Genomic DNA, 21,844 nt, shown 5'->3' on the forward strand with positions numbered 1-21,844 from the left:
CGGACCGGGCGGGGCCGCCGCTCTCGCGGAGGCCCCGCCCGGTGCTCGCAGACCGGAACGCGGACGGCGGCTTCGGCCACGGCCTCGAAGTTCATCCGTGTTCGTCCGGAGACGGTGCGCCTGGCGAGTGCGCAGAACCTTCACAATTCACCGCAGGTCTTCTGCACGGCTCCGGTCTACGCTGCCGGGCATGGCAACCCCTCAGCAACGACGTGTCCTCGTGGTCGAGGACGACGAGACGATCGCACGGGCCGTACGCCACAGGCTGGCCGCCGAGGGCTTCGACGTGCTGGTCGTCGGGGACGGGGAGGCGGCGCTGGCCGCCTATGCGAAGACGGGGCCCGACGTGGTGGTGCTCGACCGGCTGCTGCCCGGCCTCGACGGTCTTGAGGTGTGCCGGCGGATGCAGGCGGCCAGGCCGGTCCCGGTGCTCATGCTCACCGCACTGGGTGAGGAGACCGACCTGCTCGTGGGGCTCGGGGTCGGGGCCGACGACTACATGGCCAAGCCGTTCAGCATGCGCGAGCTGGTCGCCCGGGTGCACGCCCTGCTCCGCCGGGTCGAGCGGGCCTCCCAGCTGGCCGTGGCCGACACGGTCATCCGCGTCGCCGACGTCGAGATAGACACCGCCGAGCGCCGGGTCTACGTGCGGGGCGACGAGGCCCAGCTGACCAGGACCGAGTTCGACCTGCTCTGCCGCCTCGCCGAGCGCCCCGGCCAGGTCTTCGAGCGGGAGCGGCTGCTGGCGGACATCTGGGGCTTCTCCGAGGCCGCGGCGACCCGTACCGTCGACAGCCACGTCCGTGCTCTGCGCCGCAAGCTCGGCCCCGGCGTCGTCCGTACCGTCCACGGCGTCGGTTACGCCCTCGTCCGGCAGTGAACGCACGCCCGGGGGCGCCCCTCGCCGGCTCAGGCCGCCCCGGCGACCTCAGGTTCGCGACCTCCGCTGAGGAACGGAGCACAGACAAGCGGTGAACACATATCACGCCGTCAACGCGGGTTCCGATACGGCCCGGAAACGAGCTCGCGTCCGGCGGGGATTCCATCCGCGCCGGGCGGGGAGCACACCCGGGTCCGAACCGATCGCCCTCTCCGGCACTCAACCCTCATATGCCCTTTTCCTCCGACACCGGGATGCGCCGACCCTTGAGACCTCTCGACTTCCTTGGCCGGATCAAGGTGAAGCTCGGCATGGTGATCCTGCTGGCCGTGGTGGCGGCGTTCGTCGTCAACGAGGTCGGTCTCAACGCCGGTTACTCGCGCAACGTGCGCGTCGCGGTGGCCGCCGTGTTCGCGCTGATCATGGTGCAGCTGCTCGCGCGGGGGATGACCAAGCCGCTCCGCGAGATGGCCGCCGCGGCGCAGACCATCGCCAAGGGCCGGTACGGCCTGCGGGTCACCGCGACCTCCCGTGACGAGGTCGGCGAGCTCGCCCGAGCCTTCAACGCGATGGCCGCCGATCTGGGCGAGGTGGACCGGCAGCGGCGGGATCTGGTGGCCAACGTCAGCCACGAGCTCCGCACGCCGATCACCGCGCTCCGGGCGGTGCTGGAGAACGTGGTCGACGGGGTCTCGGAGCCCGATCCCGTCACCCTCGGCACCGCGCTCGCCCAGACCGAGCGGTTGGGCCGGCTGGTCGCGCAGCTGCTCGACCTGTCCCGGCTGGAGTCCGGTGCCCGGCTGATCGAACGTGAGGACGTCGAACTGCGCCCGCTCTGCGAGCAGGCCCTCCGGGAGGCCGTGCTGGCCAGGGAGGGCGTGGCGGCCCGCTGCGAGGTCCCGGAAGGACTGAGCGTGCGCGCCGACCCCGACCTGCTCGCGCAGGTCCTCGCCAACCTGTTGGACAACGCGGTGCGGCACAGTCCCGACGGCGGGACCGTGGTGCTGGCGGCGGCGGCCAGGGGAGAGGGCGTCCGGCTCCGGGTGCGCGACCAGGGACCGGGGATCGCGGCCGAGGACCGGGCGCGGGCGTTCGAGCGCTTCTCCCGCCTGGACGCCGGACGGGCCGCCGACGACGGCGGCGCCGGGCTGGGCCTGGCCATCACCAAGGAGATCGTCGAACTCCACGGCGGCTCCATCCACGTCGAAGACGCTCCCGGCTGCCAGATAGTGACCGACCTTCCAGAAAGGATTGAGATGAACCCCCCGTCTCCGCCTGCCAGGGACGATTCCTCCTCCGGAGCGAATTCCTCCGAGGCGAACTCCGCGGCAGTGCACGACGGCGCCCCGGACAAGGCCCCTGCGAGATCGGACAGGGCCCCTGTGCGTGAGATCGCGGATCCCGTCGTCTCGACGCCTTCCGCCCCTGGAAAGGCCCAGGTGAGCGAGGCCTCCGAGGACCTCGCCGCCTCCACGCCTTCCGCCTCGCCGGCGAGCGGCACAGCAACGGGGGTCGGCGAGCGTCACGAGGTCACCGGGAGCGCTCAGGAACTTCCTGAGATCTCAGAGGGTGATCGGCAGCCGGATCCTCGCGAGGCCGCCGACCTCGACTCCGGTTCCGGTGAACCGGCCGGAGCCGACCAGGCATCCGGGATCTTGGGGCCGACCGTGACCGGTGCTCCTCGACGGGAGGTCACCGCCGGGGAGCCCGGGCACCAGGTGGTGTCCGTCCCCATGTCCGCCCCCACGGACCCCGAAGCCTCCACTCCCGAGTCCGACGCGCCCGCCGTGCCACCTCCGCCGTCCTCTTCGCCCGCGCAGCCGTTTCCCCCCCAGCCGGTCCTCGTCCGGGACAGGCGGGACGGGGACCGGCGCCGTGAGCAGGTCGTGGTGCGGAACTGGCTCGGGGCCTTCAGCGGTCTCTTCCTCGGGGGTGTCGCCGGGCTGGTCTGCGCGGTGATCGTGGGCATCGGCCTCGCGGCCTTCGACGTCCTGCTGGCCGCGTTCGTCGGTGCGGTCCTCTTCATGGTCGGCGTGTTCGTCGGCACGGTCATCGGCGCCACCACGCCCGCCGGCGAGACCTGGCCCGCCGGCGAACCGCTCCCGGACCGGCCTCCCGCGCGGGGACCCGTCGCGCAGCGCGTCACCGTACCGGAGGTCCAGGAGAAGGAGAGAGCGGCGCAGCCGGTGGGTGTCAGGAGCGGCTCCCCGGGAGGTTTCGCGCCGATCAGGGAGGAATACAGACCGGCTTTTCAGCCACAGGGAAGACCTGGAGCCTCCGGAGGCCCCGGCAGGTATGAGGCGCCGCCCGTCTTCCCCCGGCCCGACCTGCCGGACACCCCTCGGTGGGTGCTGCCGGTCTCCGCCGCCGTCGGGCTGCTCGCCGCGATCGCGGTGCCGTACAGCAGGGCCGGTCTCGGACTCGTGCTGGTGTCGGCCGCCATGGGGGCGGCGGCGATTCCCGCGGTGCGCGGCAGGATCACCCCGTGGTCGGCGGGGATCGGGGCGATCGCCTACGGGCTGGTCGCGACGGTGATGTTCAGGGACGCCGACTGGCTGGTCGGGATGCTCCTGCTGGCCGGGTTCCTGCTGGCCGCGCTCGCTCTGTCGGGGGCCGGGCGCGGCTGGCTCGGGGTGCTCAGGGGAGGCGCGTCGGTGGTCCTCGGCCTGCTGCCGGTGCCGTGGTTCCTCGGAGCGAGGCTGAAAGGTGTCGCGGACCGCCGGAAGGTGGTCCCCCTGCTGTTCGGGGGCGGGTTGACCGTCGTGCTGCTGGCGGTGTTCGGGGCGCTGTTCGCCTCGGCGGACGCGGTCTTCGCCGAGGCCGTCCAGCAGGTGTTCAGCGCGCAGGACTGGGCCGAGTCGCTGCCGCTGCGGATCCTGCTCTTCGCGGTCTTCGCGGCCGTGGTCGCCTCCGCCGTGCTGGTCGGCCTGCGGCCGGTGGCCGAGCCGAAGGCCCCCGACCTGAAGGTCGCGGTCGGCCGAGGTCTCTGGGTGACTCCGCTGACGGCGCTCAACCTGCTGTTCGCCACGTTCGTGGGGATGCAGCTCACCGTGCTGTTCGGCACCACCCGGTGGGTGGCCTCCGCCACCGGCCTGACCTACGCCGAGTACGCGCGTTCGGGGTTCTTCCAGCTCGTCATCGTCAGCGTCTTCGTGCTGGCGATCGTCGCGGTCGCCTCGGGGACGCTGGATCTCAAGGGCTTCGACCGGTGGCTGATGGCCGGGCTGCTCGGCCTGCTCTGCGTGCTGACCCTGGTGATCCTCTTCTCCGCGATGCACCGGCTGGACCTGTACGCCGAGGCCTACGGGCTCTCCCGGCTGCGGGCCTCGGTGGTGGCGGCGATCTGGTGGCTGGGCGGGGTCTTCGCCCTGGTCCTCGCGGCGGGCGCGACCCGGCTCACCAGGCGCGGGCAGGCGCGCTGGCTGCCCAGGACCCTGGTGCTGATGACGGGCGCCTCGCTGCTGGCGTTCGCGGTGTGGAACCCCGACCTGCGGGTCGCGGAGACCCAGATCGCGGTACGGGGCGTGGACCGGATCGACCTCGAATACCTGGGCGACCTCGGCGCCGAGGCGGTCCCCGTACTGGACCGGCTGCCCGAGCCGTCCCGCAGCTGCGTGCTGCGCGACGTGGTCGCGGCCAACGACCTGGCCGGTCCCGACTCCTGGAACGGCTGGAACCTGGCCCGCCGCGAGGCAAGAGACCTCCTGGAACGCCGCCCGGTGCTCAGCGGCGTCCCCTGCCCGCAGACCCTCTCCCGCCTGGAGATCCCCAACCAGGACTGAGCGACCCCGAAGGACCGATCTCACGGTGCTTCTTCGCTGACCACGCGAAACGGCGTCTGACCGGGTGTCCAGCCCTGGTGAGGCGTCGTTGGGCGCCGCCGGGACGTGTAACCGTACGTCACCTTGAGTCCGGTGTTCGCGGTTCGGCTTCTTGGACTACTTTCCGGCTTTGATCTTCTTCTTTCGCGGACGACGTAGTGATTTCAGAACCAGCGATTGATCGCGCTCGTCTGCTGCCGTATCAAGCCTGATACCGCTACGTTCCAGCAGTTCCACGATGTTGAGAACAGAATCCTGAAGCTGCCGTGTCTCCTCGCCAGACAGCACTGCCGCAGGCGGGGTGGCAGGTGCCATCGCTGCGGCTTCCAACGCAACCTTGCGCAACCATGCGCTCAGTTTCATTCCCGCTGCCGCCGCGGCCTCGGCCAGCAGGCCGAGGTCTTCGGGGCTGACCCGTACTGATACGACTCGGTCGAGAACGGCAGGTGTAGATTCTTCGGCGACCTGCTCGCGGTTGTCGTAGAACCACTGGGCGCGCTCAGCCTCGTCCATCGCGGCGATGTCCCGCGCGGTCGGTTCGTTGTCAGTCATGCTCACCCCTTCTTCGGTGTGTCGTAGGCGGTAACCGGTCGTGCGATTTCCAGTTCGTACACACCCCAGTCACGCTTCCTGGCGACGGGGTAGAGGACGACCACGGTGACACATCGCCCCGCGTCGGTCACCCCCACCAGGAGGTAGTAATCAGGGACAGGTTTCCCATCCCTACGTGATTGGCGCACGTCAGGCAGGTTGCGGACGACCTGCTCGATCTCCTCTCGCGAGATCCCATGCCGTTGCGCATGGTCGAGATGTTCCAATCATCCCAATCCAACGGCAGTTCGATGATCGGGAGCGGCTTGCTCATCCACGACCTTCCCTGTCATACAGATTACCCTGTTGTTGTCATACGAACCGGCCTCGGAAGCAGAGCATCGGACTGGTCTATCGCGGGTCAACGTTGCACGCTGTGGATATGCCTCGTCACCCAGATCACAGAAATCACCCCTCTCGCGGAGCCGAGGCCGTCTTCCGAGATGTCGTTTTCGGATATTTAGGGGGCTTCTGCGTGGGCGACGCGGGCAGGCCGGGTGAGGGCGTGCCCACCCGCGTCGCGCACCGCATGGGCGTCTCTTCACACCCGTGCGGTACGGCGGCCCAGGTCGGGGAAGGTGCGGCTGCCGTGCCCGTTCAGAAGTGGCCGATGGTGGCCGAGGTGGAGGTGAGCGCCCAACGCTGCAGGAGTGAGGTCATCTCGGCCTCGCGCATCTGCGCCTTGAGCCCGTCGATGGTCCGGTCGCACAGGAGCAGTGGTTCGGGGGTGGGCCAGGTGGCGATCGCGTGGAAGAGACGGCTGCCCGTTCCGTACAACACGGCCCAGCCGGGCCAGGTGATCTGCAGCATCGCGGCTTCGGCGCGGGCCTCGTGGTCCCAGGTGTAGTACGGGACCGGGGCGGCGGCCTGGCCGTCGCGGTGGCGGCCCCGGGCGGCGGCCAGGCAGCGGCGGATCATGAGATCACCTGCCCGGCGGCCCGCTGCCGCGCCTGTCTGGCGATGGTCTCCTGTCGCTCGGTCTCGGCGCGCAGTGCCTCCAGACTGTCGGCGTCGACCGTCCGCTCGGCCCCGGCGTGGAACCCGAGAGCGCAGAAGGGCTCCTCCCGGCTGGCCCACAACCGCCCGGCATCACTAAGGATCAACCGCCGGCCGGGAATGGTCGACTCGGAGTTGGTGGACTTGGCATCGTTCACTGATTGGACCTCCATCTGATCAGGGCCTGTCCGGACGTTCGCAGCGGTGGACGGGCGAGCTTCATGGGGCGGGCAAGGACATGGAGGGGTGCGCCGTACGGACCGAGTGGCCGGTACGAAGATGAGGTGAGCGCTGCGCGGTGTGGGGCGCAGATGGCCGTTCGCCCAGGGCAGGGCGCGGAATGATGCCGGTGTCCAGGCTGGGACGGCCTGGCGAGGACGGATCGGGACAGGGCGTTGCAGACATCGTTCAGTACGGCGGCCAGGCCCTCGGCAGGCCGAATGCAGGACGGCTGTTCGGCGGGCGCGTCAGTCTGGTCGTCGGTCAGAAGGGGCAGACCCTCGGCATCCGATGTGTGCGGCGATCTCGTGTCCCGGTGCATGGGGACAGCGTGACCGTCGTAGTGGACGGTGAAGTATCACAGGTTCGTGAAACGTCGATCCGCTACGGCAGGCCGAGCCAGTTCGCGAAGCCGCTGAGGGTTCGGGGGCGTCGGCGTTCGAGGTTGACGAGCATCCGGACGGTTTCGCGGACCATCGGATGGTTGCGGGTCTGTTGAGGGGCGACCCGGCGGGCGGCGAGCAGTGTCTCCAGGGCCTTCTGGCGGTCGCCGTGGTAGAGCCAGCCGCGGGCCAGGTCGATGTAGTGGTGGCCGAGCCGGACCGGTGCGACCGCCGGAGGGAGCACCGCATGCCGAGCGCGGCGGACCGCTTCGCCGCCGTCGTACATCTCCACGGCTGTCGCGACCTCATACATGATCACGTTGGAGGGACCGAATTCCAGGCCGTAGTGGTTCGCGTCCCGGCCCAGTACGCGGGCGGCCTCGCGTGCGTGCTCGATGTGGTCGAACGCGGTCTGCCGGTCAGCCGCACGGGCAGCGAAGATCGCGGATCGGAGATGAGCCGCGCCGTACACGCTCAGTTCGGCGGCGGTCAGCCGGCCGAGGTCCTCGCCGACCTCGCGCCGTATCCGATCCAGGAGGATCAGCCCCTTGTCGTAGGAGGCCGTGGCCAGGAACAGCGTCGAACGCTGCCACCGCGTGCGGGCGACCCGCAGCGGGTCCTGTGATGCCTGGGCCGCCCATGCCACGCGATCCATGGCGAGGCCACGCAGGTCGAAGTAGCCCAGCGTGTAGGCGATCGCCGTCACCCCGGTGTACGCCTCGGAGAGCAGCCCGAAGAGTTCGTCGCGCCGTGTCCCCTCGCTGACGTGGACGGCGCGGGTCAGCTCCTCCAGCAGGCCCGGAAGCATCTCCCCGAGCTGGATGTACCGGGCCTGTCTGCCCAGTGCGGACGCGCGCCGCACGTCCGCGCGGAGCTGCTCCATCGGTGGCGGCGGGACGTCCTCGTCGGGGAGGTCCCAGGACAGGAGCGCCTGCCGGATCTGCGGAACGCACTCATGGATCCGGTCCTCGCGCGCGCCGGGATCCCGGTACGGCTGACCGGTCAGCTCGCCGAGCTCGATCCGCAGGGTTCGTGCCACGGCGGTGATGAGGGCCTGCGTGGCCGGCTTGTGTCCCCGTTCGACCTGGGCGATCAGGCTCTTGGAACAGGGCACCCGGTCAGCGAGCTGCTGCTGTGTCAGGCCGCGCAGCTTGCGAGCCTGAGCGATCCGCCGCCCGATGCCTTCTTCGGCGGCTGGGGCATTCGTACTGCCGTCGCGCATGAGCAGGCCCCGCCCGTATCCGCACTGGTCCCGACAACCTCAGGCTACGTGTGGTGTCCTTGCCGCGTCAGGGGAACGCCTCGCCGGCCGGATCCTGGCCGTGTTCCATAGCGGCGGGCAGGGTGGAGTGATCGGGGAAGCCGTCGGCGCGTTCCGTGAAGAGCGCACGGGGGACCTTGTTGGCCGCCATCCAGTCGGAGGGCTTCGCGCCGGTGGTTCATGTCGCCATGACCGCAGGTGGCTGACGGTGATCCGCCCGGGGGCGTGATCTTGATGTCGGACCCCCACCACCAGCAGGCTCCAAGCCGCCGACAAGACGCCCCCGACAGGCTGTATGGCGAACGTCATCACCACTCACAGGGGCGACATGAACGGCTACCACCACAGGCTCAATTTCCGCCTGGAGTCCGCCTGCCAACGGGAAACGAGGAGCGCATGAACAACATTCTGTCCAGGGTCGGCACGCTGGCCGCCGGGCTGACACTCGTCGCGGCCCTTGCGTCTCCGGCCCAGGCCGCCGAGCCTCCCACGGCCGCCGCCGGCTTCCTCCTTAAGATCGTGTTCGGCTCGCTTCAGGCCTTCGACCTGGAGGAGAGCGGCGAGGACGAGATCCGTGTGCGGATCATAGGTCCGAACGGTGCTGAGTACATCGGCTGGCCCACCAATGGCGACGAGGCCGACACCAAGGCCGGAACCTGCTGGGTATGGGAGTATTCGGTGTGCACCGCCGGTTCCACAGAGCGCGCCGCCGGGGCGTACAAGAGCCAGACCACCGTCGCCGGAGGCTCGTTCACCATCGAGGTGTGGGAGGACGACCACATCGGCGACGACCTGCTGCTGCGCATCCCGGTGACCGCCACGGGCGGCTATCAGGAGATCGACGCCTACTCCCCCGCCGGCAAGGGGTTCTCCTACCGGTTCAGGGGACACCTGGAGCCCGCGTAACAAGGCCCGCCGACTCCGCACGCGGCCCGCGCCGGGCCACGTGCGGTTTCCTGTGAAGCTCCATGCCGTGCCGACCCGGATCGAGTCGATCGGAACGAGCCCCTTGACCACTTTCCGGTCTTGATTCGCTTCTTCCGCGTGCGGCGTGGTGACTTCAGGGCCAGCGGCCGATCACGTTCGTCTGCTGCGGTGTCAAGTTTGATGCCACCACGCCTCAAATGAGGCTTTTTCGCCCCAATGTTCTATTAGTAGTAAATCTGCATACAAGTCTATTAGAGGCATTACCTGTGTAGCTTCGGGGTGCGGGCGAGTTGAGAAACGTTCCTTCATGGGGAGCTAATCGCGGCCGGTGGACGTTCTTGATGTCAAGGTCGCCAGTTCCTTCGGAGGGAAAGTGTCATTCGAGAGCGTCGTGGCCATCTGCAGCATTGTCATCGCCGTGGCGGCCGTCGGCTTCGCAGCACAGCAGACACGTGCCGCAACGAAGCAGGTGCGGATCGGCAACGCCATCGCCGGGGCGTCGACCACGGACAGCGTTTTCGTCAATCTCCACAATGCTCTGCGGATCATCATCGATCACCCCGAGCTGTATCCCTACTTCTACGAGTCCAAGCCGGTGCCGCAGAGCGGAGAGACCCGGGTTCGCGTGCTCGTGACGGCGGAGATGCTGTGTGACGTGCTGAGCATCGGCCTGCGTGCGGCGGAACAGATTCCCTCCACCGGGCACGGTCTGAACCTCTGGAGGGATTACAGCCTCCAGATGTTCAAGAACTGCCCGGCCATCGGGGAGGTGGTGGATCGAGACCCGGATCTATGGCACTACCTCGCGCCTTTGCGCACTGCTCCGGTCGCCTGATCTTCAGCTGGCCCCCCGCACGCCCGGCGCCCACGGCCGGGAGTCGAGGTAAGGAGAAGGTGCGGCCCCCGCCGGAAGGCGGGGGCCGCGTCGGTTCGTGCGGGGTCAGGGCACCCAGTGGTTGCCGGTTACGGTGATCATGACTTGGAGCTGGATGCTGGTCGAGTGGTAGTCGCCTGCGGTGAACGGAGTGTTGAGCATCTTGGTCCACAGGGCGTCCAGCCAGGCCTGGCTGCCGGAGCCGGTCATCGCCGCCACCGTGAACGAGGCGGAATAGGCCGCGCGGTGGGAAGCTGATCTCGGTAGTCGAGATGCGGGAAGACGCTGCCGCATCACACCGGTGTCGCACACTTCCGGTGACAGCCTTCGGAACGATATAAGGATCCGTTATATTGGTGCTATGGCCTGGGAGATCACGCTGCACGCCGAGGTGAACGCCTGGTTCCTCGACATCTGCAAGAACGATCTCGCCACTGCGGAGAAGATCGAAGAAGCATTGGACGAGCTCGCGTTGCAGGGGCCGAAACTCGGCCGCCCGCTGGTTGACCGAATCCACCACTCCCGCGTCCTGCACAACCTCAAAGAGTTGCGGCCCCGAGTGCCAGGTGGGGCGGAGATCCGCCTGCTGTTCGTCTTCGACCCGACGAGGGAGGCGATCGTGCTGGTCGCCGGAGACAAGGCCGGGGAATGGAGCCGGTGGTACCGTACGGCGATTCCTCTGGCGGAGGAGCGCTACGCGGCATACCGCGCAGAGAAGGAGAAGGAGGAGGAACGATGAGCGAGTTCGTGAAGTGGTCCGACACCAAGGCCAAGATCCGTGAGATCGATCCCGACCATGACTCTCCCGAACGAGTCGCAGCCCGAGAAGCCAGTCGTGAGCAGATGCGGGCAGATCTTCGCGGTGCCCAGCTCGCCGAGATGCGCAAACGCCTGGGCGTCTCCCAGAAACTCCTCGCCGAACGAATGAACATCACTCAGGCGCGCGTGTCCCAGATCGAGCACGGTCAGATCGGTGGCCTGGATACCCTGCGCTCCTATGTCGTCGCCCTGGGCGGAACATTGGACGTGGTGGCCGATTTTGGGGATCACTCCGTGAAAGTCGCCTGAGTAAACGGTACGGACTTTAAGGAAAGTGCGGCCCCCGCCGGAAGGCGGGGGCCGTTTTGGTTCGGGCGGAGGTCAGGGGACCCAGTGGTTGCCGGTTACGGTGATCATGACTTGGAGTTGGATGCTGGTCGAGTAGTAGTCGGTGGCCGTGAACGGGGTGTTGAGCATCTTGGTCCACAGGGCGTCCAGCCAGGCCTGGCTGCCGGAGTCGGTCATCGCCGCCACCGCGAACGGGGCGAAGTAGGCCGGCTCGCTGCCGCTGGAGATCTGGGTGCCGTTGAGCGAGTAGCCGACCGCGATGTTGTTCGGGTTGCCGCCGGTCTTGCTCTTGATCCAGGTGTTGAGCTTGCGTGCGGCGGCGAGGGACTTGGCGTCGCCGCTGGTCACCGCGTCGTTGCCGATCCGCCACGGGTCACGGCAGGCGTTCCACCAGAACTTGCCGTCGTTGGGGTCCTCCAGGACCTGGCCGGGGGCCGGCTTCGGGGTGGTGTTGGTGTTGACCACGAAGTCGGCCAGCAGGCCGGTGCTCGCCGCGTAGGTCGACTGCTGGGAGGCGATCAGGTTCTGGTGGTTGGTGCGGACGGTGTCCCAGGTCGTGTCGCCGGTGGCCTTGCGGAACGCCCTGAAGTGGTCGATCATCCAGTCCGAGGAGCGGCTGATCCAGTAGTACTGGTCGCCCGAGCTGCTCCAGTCGCCGAGCTTCATCAGCTTGGTGGTCGGGTTGACCTCACCGGCCTTGATCGCGTTGATGTGGTTGATCGCGAGCTGCTTGTAGTTGTAGGTGCCCGTGCTGCCCCACTGCCGGTCGGCCAGGAGCAGGCCGTAGGCCACGTCCAGGTCGCCGTCGGTGGCCGAGTCGCTGCCGTTGACGCTCTGGCAGGCGGTGTTCTGCTCGGCGGCGAGCAGACCGGGGGTGATCGACGACGGGTGCGCCAGCACGTACTTCACCAGGCCGTCGAAGATCTTCTTCGCGTCCGGGTCGGCCCCGGCCATCGTGGCGGTGATGACCATGCCGTAGCCCTGCGCCTCGGCCACGTACGGGTGGTCGGCGTCGGGGGAGATGATCTGGTACCAGCCGTTGCCGCAGTTCTGCTTGACGAAGGCGGCCTTCCAGCGCTGGTAGTAGTCGATCACCTTCTGGTCGAGCGTGGCCTGGGCACCGCTGGGGCGCAGCATCCCGGCCGCGTAGGGAATCGTGTGCGAGCCGAACGGCACGCCGGGGCCACCGGGAGTGATCGTCGGGGTGGGGCTCGGGGTGCTGCCGCCGGTGCTGCCGTAGACCTCCATCTCGTACAGCGAGTAGCCGTAGACGGTGCCGCGCGCGGTGCCGTACATCCGCACGTAGCGGCCGGTGCCGGACAGGGTCAGGTCGTCGACGCCGCCGTTACCGGAGGTGGTGGAGTAGACGGAGGTCCAGGCGTTGCCGTCGGGGGAGGTCTCGATCCGGTACGACTTGCCGTACGCGGCCTCCCAGGTCAGCTTGACCCGGGAGATCGTGGCGGAGCTACCGAGGTCGACGCGGAGCCACTCGGGGTCGTGGCCCTCGGCGGAGGCCCAGCGGGTGGTGGTGTTGCCGTCGAAGGCGGCCGAGGGGAGGAACGTGGCGTCCTCGTTGGAGGAGGAGGTGGCCGGACGCCCCTGGGACAGCAGGGAGTCGGCGGCGAAGCCGGGTGGGGCCGCCAGCACGAACACCGATGCGATCAGTGCCGACGCCAGTGCCAGGACGAGGACGGTCGAGGGGCGTTGGAGACGCGGTCTCGCATGCACAGGGGGTGCCCTCTCTGCGATCATCTAGTTAGGAAAGATTCCTAACTAGGAAAAGATGCCACCATCCATGACACGTCACGGTCAAGAGGGCAGGGGGCCCAAATTCCCGGCTGTGTGCGATGTAGCGGAAAACCAGGAAGAACGCAGACGGGTGGCGGGTGCCTCGAACACCTTCCCGGTGATTGAATCCGGGCATGTCGTTTGATGTGTTGATCAGGGATGGCTGGGTGCTCGACGGCACCGGGGCCCCGGCCTGCCGGGCCGACGTCGGCGTCACCGGTGACCGGATCGTAGCCGTGGGCCGCCTGGACGCGGCGGCGGCCACGACGGTGGTCGAGGCCGCCGGATGCCATGTCATGCCCGGCCTCGTGGACTGCCACGCCCATGGCGACGCCCTCGTCCTCGACAAGGAGGTGCAGTTCGCCGCGCTCCGGCAGGGGGTGACCACCTTCGTCCTCGGTCAGGACGGGCTCTCCTTCGCGCCCTCCACCACCCCGGAGACCTTCGCCTACGCCACCCGCTACTTCGCGGCGGTCAACGGCGTCCACCCCTCGGCCGACGGGCCGATCGGCGTCGGGGAACTGCTCGACGGCTACGACAGGGCGACCGCGCTGAACACCGCCTACCTGCTGCCGCACGGCACGATCCGGTACGACGTGATGGGCGCCGCCGAACGGGCCGCCTCCACCGACGAACTGGCCGCGATGCTGGCCCGCGTCGAGCGCGGCCTGGCCGAGGGCGCGGCCGGCCTCTCCACCGGGCTGGAGTACGCCCCCGGCCGCTACGCCGACGCCGCCGAGCTCGCCGCGCTCTGCGCGCCGCTCGGCCGCCTGCCGTACGTGACGCACATGCGCGGGTACGGGGCGGCGGCCCCGGAGGGGATGGCCGAGGTGACCGACATCGCCCGGCGCTCGGGCGTCGCGGTGCACGTCTCGCACTACCACGGCCCGGCCGCGACCCTCCTGCCACTGATCGACGAGGCCCGGCTCCGGGGGCTGGACATCACCTTCGACACCTACCCCTACCTGCGGGGCAGCACCATCCTGGCGATGGTCGCGCTGCCTCGGTGGGTTCCGGCCGCCGACGTCGACCGGGCGCTGGAGGCGCTGGAGTCCGACCGGATCGAGTGGGACGAGAGGCTCTGGCCGAGGGTCACCCTCTCCCACGTGCCGGGTGCCGAGTGGGCCGAGGGGCTGACGCTGCCCGAGGCCGCCGAGGAGGCGGGGCTGGAGCCGGGAGAGTTCTGCCGCCGGATCCTGATCGACACCCGGCTGGAGGCCGGATGCGTGATGGCCCGCCCTGACGAGGGCCCCGAGGGGGAGGCCTCGGTCCGCGCGATCCTGCGCCACCCGGCGCACACCGGCGGCTCCGACGGTATCTACGTGGGCGGCCACCCCCACCCCCGGGGCTACGGGGCGTTCGCCAGGATGCTCGGCCACCACGTCCGCCAGACCGGGGACTGGACCCTGGAGCAGGCGGCGGTCCACCTCGCCTCGCACCCGGCACGCCGCTTCGGCCTCGAAGGGCGCGGGCTCGTCCGCCCAGGACAGGTCGCCGACCTGGTCGTCCTCGACGCGGGAGCGGTCGCCGACCTGGCCACCTACGCCGCCCCACGCACCCCGGCCACCGGGATCGGTGACGTCCTCGTCTCCGGGATCCCGGTCCTCGCCGGAGGCCGGCTCACCGGCGCCACCCCCGGCAGGGCGCTGCGCCCCTGAAAACCGTGCCCCTGACGAACCGCGGTCCTGAAAAGCCGTAGCCCTGACGAACCGCGGCTCTGACAACACGGCACCGGAGAGGGCGCCAGGAGGATAGGGTCCTCAGGGCGACCAACGGGGATGTGATCTCCCACGCCCGGATTCAACGGCCGATGGCCCGGTAAATCCGCACAGGTGACCACAGGAAGGGCCGGGACGTGAAGGGGATCGTGGATCCCGAGGGGGCGCTGGGGGCCTCGCTGTTCGGCGGGGCGTTCACCTTCCCGGTGATGGTGGCCCACAGAAGCGCGCTGGAGCACAACATCGCGACGCTCGCGGCCTTCACCGGGGGGTACGGGCTGACCTTCGCCCCGCACGCCAAGACCACCATGTCGCCCGAGCTCGTCAGGGCGCAGCTGGAGGCGGGCGCGTGGGGGATGACCGTGGCCACCCCCAGCCAGGCGCTCACCCTGCGCGAGTTCGGAGTCGCAAGGATCGTCCTCGCCAACCAGGTCTTCGACCCCGCGGGGCTGGACGCACTCGCTGCGCGGCTGGCGGAGGACCCCGCCTTCGAGTTCCTCTGCTTCGTCGACTCGGTGGCCGGGGTCGAGACGCTCTCCCGGCATGCCGGGGCCAGACCGTTCCGGGTCCTGGCGGAGCTGGGCCATGAGGGCGGCCGGGGTGGCAGCCGTACCCTCGCCGAGCTGCTTGAGGTCGCCTCCGCGGCGCAGACGGCCGAGGGCGTGCAGCTGGCCGGCGTCGCCGGGTACGAGGGTTCGCTGGGCTCCGCGGACGAGGTGCGGGCCTACCTGTACCGGCTGCTGGAGGCGCTGGAGCACCTGCGGGTGCGCGACCCGATCCTGTCCGTGGGCGGCAGCCAGTGGTTCGACGTGATCGGCCGCGAACTCGCCACCTGCCGGGCCAGGGTCATGCTGCGCAGCGGCGCCTACGTCTCCCACGACGACGGCTACTACCGCGAGCGCACCCCGTACACCCGGATGGACGGGGAGTTGCGCGCCGCGCTGGAGATCTGGGCACACGTGCTGAGCGTTCCCGAGCCCGGCCTGGCCGTGGTCGGGTTCGGCAAGCGCGACGCCCCCTTCGACGAGGGGCTGCCGATCCCGCGCGGAGCCGTCGCGGACGCGACGGTGCTCAAGGTCCAGGACCAGCACACGGTCCTGAGACTGGCACCGGGATCGCCGGTGAAGCCGGGGGACCTGGTGTCGTTCGGCATCTCCCACCCGTGCACCGCCTTCGACAAGTGGCGGGTCATGCCGGTGGTCGACGAGGAGTACGTCGTCGTCGATCTGATAAACACCTTCTTCTGATCCCCCTTTCCCCTTTTTAGGAGTGACGAGATGAGCGGCAAGCAGGAGTTGCGTACCGACGAGGGCGCGGCGCCCGTGGGGGCGTACTCGCAGGGCCTCGTGGTCGGTGATTTCGTCTACACCTCGGGCATGGGGCCGCTGAGCCCCGAGACCGGCGAGGTCGTCGGGACCGATGTGGCCGAGCAGACGCACCAGGTGATGCGCAACCTCGGCGCCGTCCTCGCGGCGCACGGCCTCGGCTTCGACGACGTGGTGAAGTCGACGGTGCACCTGCAGCACCTCAAGCGTGACTTCGCCGCCTACAACGAGGCGTACAAGTCCTACTTCACCCGCCCCTATCCCGTCCGCACGACCGTCGGCTCGGACCTGATGGACATCCTTGTCGAGATCGACTTCGTGGCCTACAAGCCGCGTTAGAGTCTGACCGACTTCATGGGAGGGCGGCGGCTTGGACAGCTCGCTATACGTCTACGTCGAGGACGTACGCGGGGAGGGCATGGAGGCGGTCCTTGACCGGATCACCGGATACGGTCTGACGGGGATGACCGTGGCCGCGGCATACCGCCGCACCCGCGACGTCACCCCGCACGGCCCCTCCCGGGTGACGCTCCGCGGCGACGGCGCGCACTTCATGCCGCCCGCCGACCTGTTCGGCGAGCTGCGGCTGGTCCCGCCGGTCCAGAAAGGCGCCGAGGAGGAGCCGCTGGCCGCGCTCCGCCTGGCCACCGCCGAGCGGGGACTCGCGCTGCACGGCTGGACCGTCTTCCTGCAGAACACCACGCTCGGCCTGGCCAACCCGGAGGTGACGGTACGCAACTGCTTCGGTGACCGGAGCTCGCCCGCGGACCTGTGCCCCTCCCACCCCGACGTGCGGCGGTACGCGGTCGCGCTGGGCAGGGCGGTGGCCAGGCAGGGCGTCGACAGCGTGGTGGCCGAGGCGCTGCACTTCTCGACGTTCGGCCACGGCTACCACCACGAGCGCTGCTTCGTCCCGTTCGGGCCGATGGACGAGTTCCTGCTCGGCCTCTGCTTCTGCGACTTCTGCATGCGCGGGGCGGCCGGCCTGGGGGTCAACGCCGAGGTGGCACGCGAGGAGTGCACCAGGATCGTGGGCGCCGTCCTCGACGGCGACCCGCCCGCCCAGGGCGAGGTGACCCGCGCGGCACTGACCGCGTACGCGGGTCCCGAGGTGGTCGCCTACGCGCGGGCCCGCTCCGAGGTGGTGACCTCGCTGGTCTCCGACGTCTCCGCCGCCGTCTCCGCCGAGGGCTCACGACTGGTCTTCCTGGACGCCACCGGCTCCGTCAAGGGCTACCGCGACGGTCTGCCCTCGCCGGGGCTCGCCGCGCACGACTCCTGGCAGCTCGGCGTCGACCTGGTCGCCCTCGGCGACCTGGTGCCCTCGCTCGGCGTGCTCGCCTACGCCCGCGACGCGGGCAGGGTGGCGGACGACGTGGTCGCCTACCGCCGCTCGACGGGCAAGGACAGGGAACTGCGGGTCGTCCTCCGGCCCGGCCTCCCCGACACCGACTCGGCCGAGCGCCTCGCGGCCAAGGTCCGCGCCGTTCGGGCCTCGGGGGCGGACGCGGTCGACTTCTACGCGTACGGGCTCATGCCCTACCCGATCCTGGACCGCATCCCGGGCGCGCTCTCCGCCTGACCTCACCTCACCGGGCGAGCCCGTGCGACCAGCCGGGTTCGTACGTTCAGACGGAGCGGCCGGAGAGCGCGGTCGCGACGCCGAGGACGAGGTAGACGACCCCGCTGAAGTGGCCGAGCAGGGCCGACCTGATCCGCAGCCGGCTGCCGAGGGCGCCCGCGGCCATGGCGTAGATCAGGTCGGAGAGCAGGCCCAGGACCAGCAGGGTCGTGCCCAGGACGGCGATCTGCAGCGGCACCGTACCCGCCTCCGGCTCCACGAACTGTGGCAGGAACGCCAGGAAGAAGAGGATGACCTTGGGGTTGAGCAGGTTGACGACCATGCCCTCAAGGAAGATCGCCCGCAGCGGTTGCGGGGCCGCCTCCCGGGCCGTGAGCTTCTGCCTGCTCGTCAGCGCCCGGACGCCCAGATAGACCAGGTAGGCCACACCGGCCCACTTGATCACGTTGAACAGGGTCGCGGACCGTGCGATCACGTACGAGAGACCGGCCGCCGCCGCGGCGATATGCGCCAGCGTGCCGACCTCCACGCCGAACGCGCTCGCGACACCGGCGGCGCGGCCCTGCGAGACGGCCCGGGTGATGATGTAGATGTGGTTCGGGCCCGGCACCAGGACCAGTGCCAGCGACGCGACCGAGAAGATCAGCAAGGTGGACGGGGAGACCATGCTCCGACCTTAGGGTCGCCCGGCTCGGTGTCGTCAGGGCCAATGCGCGGACGCCTCGGGGTACCAATCGGGTCCCCGCGTCAGCCTGAACCGGCCCCGCCGATGTCTTGTGAAGCGTTCCGGCCGGGCGATCGATCCCGGCGCCGGCGCGACGTCGACCGCGGTGCGGAGCCGGCCGGAATCGGCCCCGCCGGTGCCCGTCCTGGGTGATCGATCCCCGGGCCGGTGCGATGTCGACCGGCCATTCCCATCGGTGCCACGTGCGATACTCGCCGACGGGGGGTAGCAAAGCGTGCAAAACGTTCTTATTGGGCGGGCGGCAGAACTCAATCGGCTGACCACCGTGCTCGACACCGCCGCGGCGGGGCAGGCCGGAGTCGCCCTGCTGGGGGGTGACGCGGGCATCGGCAAGACCCGGATGGTCACCGAGCTGGCCGAGCGGGCCGAGGCCGCCGGATTCGCCGTGCTCATCGGGCAGTGCGCAGAACTCGGCGACGCCCTTCCGTACCTCCCGCTCGCCGACGCCCTGCGCTCCGTACGCGGGGAACTGCGTGCGGAGCTTGACGCGCGGCCGGCTCTCGGCAGGCTGCTGCCCGGTGGCACCGATCCGGGCAGGGAGAGCACATCGGGCCTGGTGCAGCAGCAGCTCTTCGGCTCGATGCTCGGCTTCCTGGCCGTGCGGCCGGTGCTGCTGGTGCTCGAAGACCTGCACTGGGCCGACCAGTCCACCCGCGACCTGCTGGTCTTCCTCAGCCGGATGCTGCAGACCGAGCCGGTCTGCCTCGTCGGCACCTACCGCACGGACGATCTGCACCGCCGGCACCCGCTCCGCAGGGTCCTCGCCGAGCTCAAGCGGCTCCCCTCGGTGACCTCCGTGGAGCTGGATCCCCTCGACCGTCACGAGATGACCGACTATCTGGCCGCGCTCGGCGGTACCGACGCTCGCGTGCTGCGGGAGGTGGTCGACCGGGCCGAGGGCAACCCCTTCTACGCCCAGGAGCTGCTGGAGGCGGTCTCCGCCGGCTGCTCGATGCCCGACGGTCTGGCCGGTCTGCTGCTCTCCCGGGTGGAGATGCTCTCCGATCCCGCGCAGGGGGTGCTCCGCGGCGCGGCCGTCGCGGGCCGACGGGCCGACCACGACCTGCTCCAGCAGGCCTCCGGCCTCGATGACCTGGCCTTCGAGGAGGCCATGCGGGAGATCGTCTCGCGCGGCCTGCTCCGCCCCGACGGGGAGTACGGCTACGCCTTCCGGCACGCGCTCCTGCAGGAGGTCGTCTACCACGACCTGCTGCCCGGTGAGCGGACCAGGACGCACGCCGAGTTCGCCCGCCTGCTGACCGCCCGAGAGGGTTCCGCGGCCGAGCTCGCCCACCACTACCTGGCGGGACACGATCTGCCGGGGGCGCTGGCGGCGTCGGTGGAGGCCGGGCGGAGGGCCGAGCGGCTGGGCGCCCCGGCCGAGGCACACCGCCACTTCGACCGGGCACTCGGGCTCTGGGACAGGGTCCCCGACGCCGAGCGACTGGCCGGGATCGACCATGTCGGCCTTGCCTGGCGCAGCGCCGACGCGGCGGCCGACAGCGGCGACAACCACCGGGCGGTCTCCCAGCTCCGGCGCCTCCCGCCCTCGGCGGAGGTCAACGAGCGGCTCGCGTACGTCCTTATCGACACCGAGGACGTCCAGGGCGCGATCGCCGCCGCGCACGCGGCCGTCGAGGCGGCACCGGAGGGGCCGGTGCTCGCCCGCTCGCTCGCCACCTACGCCCGCTCGCTCTACTGGACCGAGCGGCACGACGAGGTCGAGGCCCTGGCGGGCCGCGCCCTGGAGGCGGCCCGCGCGAGCGGCGCCGCCGACGCGGAGGCCAGCGCGCTGATCACCCTCGCGATCCTCGCGGCCCTCGCCGGCGACATCCCCCGAGCCAAGGAACTGCTCGCCTGCGCCACCGCGGAGAGCTCGGGCAACCTCGCCATCGACCTGCGGGCCATCTTCAACCAGGCCCGCCTCCAGTACGAGAACGGAGATCTGGCCGAGGCGGCGGTCACCACCGACCGGGGGCTGCGGGTGGCGCACGAGACCGGGCTCAACTGGAGCACCTTCGGCACCGATCTGCGCTTCCTGCGGCTCCTGATCCACTACGCCGCGGGGGAGTGGGACCAGGCGGAGAAGGTCGCCTCCGGGTTCGGCGTTCGCGTCGGCACCCCGGCGGAGGCGCTGCTGTCGTCTTTCGCGCTCTTCGTCGAGGTGGCCAGGGGCCTGCCCGTCGTCGAGGAGCGCCTGTCCTGGCTGGAGCCCTTCTGGCCCGACGATGTCACGGTCACCTCCATGGGCCGCGGCCTGGCCGCCGAGCACGCGCTGTGGCGCGGCGACCCGGAAAGCGCGCTCGAACACGCCCTCGCGGGGCTCGACGCCCATGTTCCCAACGATCCGGCCGTGATCCGGCTCAGCAGCACCGCCCTGTGGGCGCTGGCGGACCTGGGGCGCGCCGACGAGGCCGACGCCCTGCTGGAACGGGCCAGGGTGCCCGCCGCCGTCGGTCCCGGCACCGTCCGCCGAGGGCCGATGGGTCCCGAAGGGCTGGCCTGGCTGGCCAGGGCCGAGGCCGAGTGGCACCGGGCGCACGGTCGCCTCGACATCGCGGCGTGGCGCGCGGTGGTCGAGGCGTTCGACTTCGGGTTCGTCTACGAGGTCGCTCGCTCGCGGTGGCGGCTGGCCGAGGCGCTGCTCGTCGCGGGCGACCGCGTCGCGGCCCTGAAGGAATGGGAACTCGCCGTCGAGGCCGCCGAGTCACTGCGCGCCCAGCCGCTCGCCACCGCCCTGGCCGAACTGGGCCGCAGGGCGCGCTTCGTCTCCGCGCCGCCGACCCTGCTCACGGCTCGTGAGCAGGAGGTGCTCGCCCTGGTGGCCGAGGGACTGCCCAACCGGGAGGTCGGTGAGCGGCTGTTCATCGCGCAGAAGACGGTGAGCGTGCACGTCTCCAACATTCTCGCCAAGCTGGGGGTTTCCTCCCGTACCCAGGCCGCCGCCGTGGCCCGCAGGGACGGCCTGCTCTGACTCACCCCGCCACCGTGATCGCGGTCTGTCCCGGCCTGCCCGGTGTGGCCGGGCTCGTTCCGATCGGCCGCGCGATCACGACCTGCTTCGGCCGGATTCGCGTGATCGGGGTCTGCTCCGTCCCGCCTGGCGGTCAGGGTTTCCGCTGACCGGCGTGGTCGGGCTCGTCCTGGTCGGCCGCCGGGTCAGGACTCGCGCTAACCGCTGCGGGCGGTCAGGGCCAGATCGCGGACGACCTGGATCAGCTCGGCGGGGTCGAAGGGTTTCGTCAGGTAGGCGTCGACCCCGATCCCGAGGCCCCGCCGCTTGTCGTCCTCCTGCGCCCGCGCGGTGATCAGGACCACCTTGATGTGCCTGGTCCCCTTGTCGCCCCGCAGCCTGGTGGCGGTCATCCAGCCGTCCAGCCTGGGCATCATGACGTCCAGCGTGATGACGTCGGGCATCACGTCCAGCACCCGATCCAGGCAGTCCTGCCCGTCGGAGGCCGTGTCGACCTGGAACCCCTCCAGGGTCAGGTTGACCGCGATGAGCTGCCGGATGACGTCGTCGTCATCCACTACCAACACCCTGCCCAGAACCTCTCCCACGGCGTGAGGCTAACTCCTCTTTCCCGCCCCCGTGCGGGTTTCCACGGATGTGTACGCACAGCTGTC

General features: G+C 70.0%; 21 protein-coding genes. 11 read left to right on the top strand and 10 right to left on the bottom strand.

What is annotated here, in order from left to right:
• Positions 1 to 190: 190 nt before the first annotated feature.
• The gene (locus ACQP0P_RS10040) at positions 191 to 880 is read left to right on the top strand and encodes a response regulator transcription factor (RefSeq protein ID WP_433373939.1); all 690 of its coding nucleotides are present in this window, start codon (positions 191 to 193) and stop codon (positions 878 to 880) included.
• A 266-nt stretch (positions 881 to 1,146) separates the two neighbouring features.
• Positions 1,147 to 4,662 (top strand): DUF4153 domain-containing protein, encoded by a 3,516-nt coding sequence (locus ACQP0P_RS10045; protein WP_433373941.1) that lies wholly within the window; start codon positions 1,147 to 1,149, stop codon positions 4,660 to 4,662.
• Between the two features lie 156 nt (positions 4,663 to 4,818).
• On the opposite strand, the gene ACQP0P_RS10050 is transcribed toward ACQP0P_RS10045, so the two are convergent.
• The 6 genes from ACQP0P_RS10050 to ACQP0P_RS10075 form a co-directional block, all read right to left on the bottom strand.
• Entirely contained in the window at positions 4,819 to 5,253 is a 435-nt protein-coding gene (locus ACQP0P_RS10050) for a plasmid mobilization protein (protein ID WP_433373944.1), read from the bottom strand.
• A 2-nt stretch (positions 5,254 to 5,255) separates the two neighbouring features.
• Positions 5,256 to 5,390, bottom strand: coding sequence for a hypothetical protein (locus ACQP0P_RS10055; RefSeq protein ID WP_433373947.1), 135 nt, complete (start codon positions 5,388 to 5,390; stop codon positions 5,256 to 5,258).
• A gap of 499 nt (positions 5,391 to 5,889) precedes the next feature.
• Positions 5,890 to 6,210 carry a hypothetical protein gene (locus tag ACQP0P_RS10060; RefSeq protein WP_433373949.1) on the bottom strand — a complete coding sequence of 107 codons (321 nt, stop codon included), beginning with the start codon at positions 6,208 to 6,210 and terminating at the stop codon, positions 5,890 to 5,892.
• Positions 6,207 to 6,446, bottom strand: a complete 240-nt coding sequence (locus ACQP0P_RS10065; RefSeq protein ID WP_433373952.1) for a hypothetical protein — start codon at positions 6,444 to 6,446, stop codon at positions 6,207 to 6,209. The genes ACQP0P_RS10060 and ACQP0P_RS10065 overlap by 4 nt, the downstream gene beginning before the upstream one ends.
• A gap of 445 nt (positions 6,447 to 6,891) precedes the next feature.
• Complete coding sequence (locus tag ACQP0P_RS10070) at positions 6,892 to 8,112, bottom strand: helix-turn-helix domain-containing protein (RefSeq protein ID WP_433373955.1); 1,221 nt, start codon at positions 8,110 to 8,112, stop codon at positions 6,892 to 6,894.
• A 67-nt stretch (positions 8,113 to 8,179) separates the two neighbouring features.
• Positions 8,180 to 8,302 carry a hypothetical protein gene (locus ACQP0P_RS10075; protein ID WP_433373957.1) on the bottom strand — a complete coding sequence of 41 codons (123 nt, stop codon included), beginning with the start codon at positions 8,300 to 8,302 and terminating at the stop codon, positions 8,180 to 8,182.
• A gap of 245 nt (positions 8,303 to 8,547) precedes the next feature.
• Between ACQP0P_RS10075 and ACQP0P_RS10080 the strand changes: the two genes are divergently transcribed.
• Entirely contained in the window at positions 8,548 to 9,057 is a 510-nt protein-coding gene (locus ACQP0P_RS10080) for a hypothetical protein (RefSeq protein ID WP_433373960.1), read from the top strand.
• Positions 9,058 to 9,406: 349 nt separating this feature from the next.
• Positions 9,407 to 9,913: a hypothetical protein gene (locus tag ACQP0P_RS10085; RefSeq protein WP_433373962.1), complete on the top strand. Its 507-nt coding sequence runs from the start codon at positions 9,407 to 9,409 to the stop codon at positions 9,911 to 9,913.
• Between the two features lie 105 nt (positions 9,914 to 10,018).
• Here ACQP0P_RS10085 and ACQP0P_RS10090 read toward each other — a convergent pair whose 3' ends face one another.
• Entirely contained in the window at positions 10,019 to 10,162 is a 144-nt protein-coding gene (locus ACQP0P_RS10090; protein WP_433373965.1) for a hypothetical protein, read from the bottom strand.
• A gap of 151 nt (positions 10,163 to 10,313) precedes the next feature.
• Between ACQP0P_RS10090 and ACQP0P_RS10095 the strand changes: the two genes are divergently transcribed.
• Both ACQP0P_RS10095 and ACQP0P_RS10100 read left to right on the top strand, forming a co-directional pair.
• A complete protein-coding gene (locus ACQP0P_RS10095; protein ID WP_433373968.1) occupies positions 10,314 to 10,691 on the top strand; it encodes a type II toxin-antitoxin system RelE/ParE family toxin in 378 nt (125 codons plus the stop codon).
• Positions 10,688 to 11,020 carry a helix-turn-helix domain-containing protein gene (locus ACQP0P_RS10100; RefSeq protein WP_433373971.1) on the top strand — a complete coding sequence of 111 codons (333 nt, stop codon included), beginning with the start codon at positions 10,688 to 10,690 and terminating at the stop codon, positions 11,018 to 11,020. Before ACQP0P_RS10095 ends, ACQP0P_RS10100 begins: the two co-directional genes overlap by 4 nt.
• A gap of 72 nt (positions 11,021 to 11,092) precedes the next feature.
• Here ACQP0P_RS10100 and ACQP0P_RS10105 read toward each other — a convergent pair whose 3' ends face one another.
• Complete coding sequence (locus ACQP0P_RS10105) at positions 11,093 to 12,811, bottom strand: glycosyl hydrolase family 8 (protein ID WP_433373974.1); 1,719 nt, start codon at positions 12,809 to 12,811, stop codon at positions 11,093 to 11,095.
• A gap of 170 nt (positions 12,812 to 12,981) precedes the next feature.
• Between ACQP0P_RS10105 and ACQP0P_RS10110 the strand changes: the two genes are divergently transcribed.
• The 4 genes from ACQP0P_RS10110 (at position 12,982) to ACQP0P_RS10125 (ending at position 17,472) form a co-directional block, all read left to right on the top strand.
• Complete coding sequence (locus tag ACQP0P_RS10110) at positions 12,982 to 14,505, top strand: N-acyl-D-amino-acid deacylase family protein (RefSeq protein WP_433373977.1); 1,524 nt, start codon at positions 12,982 to 12,984, stop codon at positions 14,503 to 14,505.
• Positions 14,506 to 14,702: 197 nt separating this feature from the next.
• Entirely contained in the window at positions 14,703 to 15,812 is a 1,110-nt protein-coding gene (locus ACQP0P_RS10115) for an alanine racemase (RefSeq protein ID WP_433373979.1), read from the top strand.
• 30 nt (positions 15,813 to 15,842) lie between these two features.
• The gene (locus tag ACQP0P_RS10120) at positions 15,843 to 16,229 is read left to right on the top strand and encodes a Rid family detoxifying hydrolase (RefSeq protein ID WP_433373982.1); all 387 of its coding nucleotides are present in this window, start codon (positions 15,843 to 15,845) and stop codon (positions 16,227 to 16,229) included.
• Positions 16,230 to 16,260: 31 nt separating this feature from the next.
• The gene (locus ACQP0P_RS10125) at positions 16,261 to 17,472 is read left to right on the top strand and encodes a hypothetical protein (protein WP_433373985.1); all 1,212 of its coding nucleotides are present in this window, start codon (positions 16,261 to 16,263) and stop codon (positions 17,470 to 17,472) included.
• A 46-nt stretch (positions 17,473 to 17,518) separates the two neighbouring features.
• Here the strand turns inward: ACQP0P_RS10125 and ACQP0P_RS10130 are convergent, their stop codons facing one another.
• Entirely contained in the window at positions 17,519 to 18,139 is a 621-nt protein-coding gene (locus ACQP0P_RS10130) for a LysE family translocator (protein ID WP_433373987.1), read from the bottom strand.
• 292 nt (positions 18,140 to 18,431) lie between these two features.
• Here ACQP0P_RS10130 and ACQP0P_RS10135 point away from each other — a divergent pair, with 292 nt between their 5' ends.
• Positions 18,432 to 21,191 carry an ATP-binding protein gene (locus ACQP0P_RS10135; RefSeq protein WP_433373990.1) on the top strand — a complete coding sequence of 920 codons (2,760 nt, stop codon included), beginning with the start codon at positions 18,432 to 18,434 and terminating at the stop codon, positions 21,189 to 21,191.
• Positions 21,192 to 21,388: 197 nt separating this feature from the next.
• Here ACQP0P_RS10135 and ACQP0P_RS10140 read toward each other — a convergent pair whose 3' ends face one another.
• Positions 21,389 to 21,778, bottom strand: a complete 390-nt coding sequence (locus ACQP0P_RS10140; protein WP_350928090.1) for a response regulator transcription factor — start codon at positions 21,776 to 21,778, stop codon at positions 21,389 to 21,391.
• Positions 21,779 to 21,844: the final 66 nt, after the last annotated feature.

It is taken from the genome of Streptosporangium sp. CA-115845, assembly GCF_050943795.1.
Classification (GTDB): Bacteria; Actinomycetota; Actinomycetes; order Streptosporangiales; family Streptosporangiaceae; genus Streptosporangium.

Excerpts from the sequence above, each read along its gene's own strand:
- ACQP0P_RS10040 (WP_433373939.1), top strand. The coding sequence starts at position 191 with ATGGCAACCCCTCAGCAACGACGTGTCCTCGTGGTCGAGGACGACGAG.
- ACQP0P_RS10050 (WP_433373944.1), bottom strand. The coding sequence starts at position 5,253 with ATGACTGACAACGAACCGACCGCGCGGGACATCGCCGCGATGGACGAG.
- ACQP0P_RS10060 (WP_433373949.1), bottom strand. The coding sequence starts at position 6,210 with ATGATCCGCCGCTGCCTGGCCGCCGCCCGGGGCCGCCACCGCGACGGC.
- ACQP0P_RS10070 (WP_433373955.1), bottom strand. The coding sequence starts at position 8,112 with ATGCGCGACGGCAGTACGAATGCCCCAGCCGCCGAAGAAGGCATCGGG.
- ACQP0P_RS10075 (WP_433373957.1), bottom strand. The coding sequence starts at position 8,302 with ATGGCGGCCAACAAGGTCCCCCGTGCGCTCTTCACGGAACGCGCCGAC.
- ACQP0P_RS10080 (WP_433373960.1), top strand. The coding sequence starts at position 8,548 with ATGAACAACATTCTGTCCAGGGTCGGCACGCTGGCCGCCGGGCTGACA.
- ACQP0P_RS10090 (WP_433373965.1), bottom strand. The coding sequence starts at position 10,162 with ATGACCGGCTCCGGCAGCCAGGCCTGGCTGGACGCCCTGTGGACCAAG.
- ACQP0P_RS10095 (WP_433373968.1), top strand. The coding sequence starts at position 10,314 with ATGGCCTGGGAGATCACGCTGCACGCCGAGGTGAACGCCTGGTTCCTC.
- ACQP0P_RS10100 (WP_433373971.1), top strand. The coding sequence starts at position 10,688 with ATGAGCGAGTTCGTGAAGTGGTCCGACACCAAGGCCAAGATCCGTGAG.
- ACQP0P_RS10105 (WP_433373974.1), bottom strand. The coding sequence starts at position 12,811 with ATGATCGCAGAGAGGGCACCCCCTGTGCATGCGAGACCGCGTCTCCAA.
- ACQP0P_RS10110 (WP_433373977.1), top strand. The coding sequence starts at position 12,982 with ATGTCGTTTGATGTGTTGATCAGGGATGGCTGGGTGCTCGACGGCACC.
- ACQP0P_RS10120 (WP_433373982.1), top strand. The coding sequence starts at position 15,843 with ATGAGCGGCAAGCAGGAGTTGCGTACCGACGAGGGCGCGGCGCCCGTG.
- ACQP0P_RS10130 (WP_433373987.1), bottom strand. The coding sequence starts at position 18,139 with ATGGTCTCCCCGTCCACCTTGCTGATCTTCTCGGTCGCGTCGCTGGCA.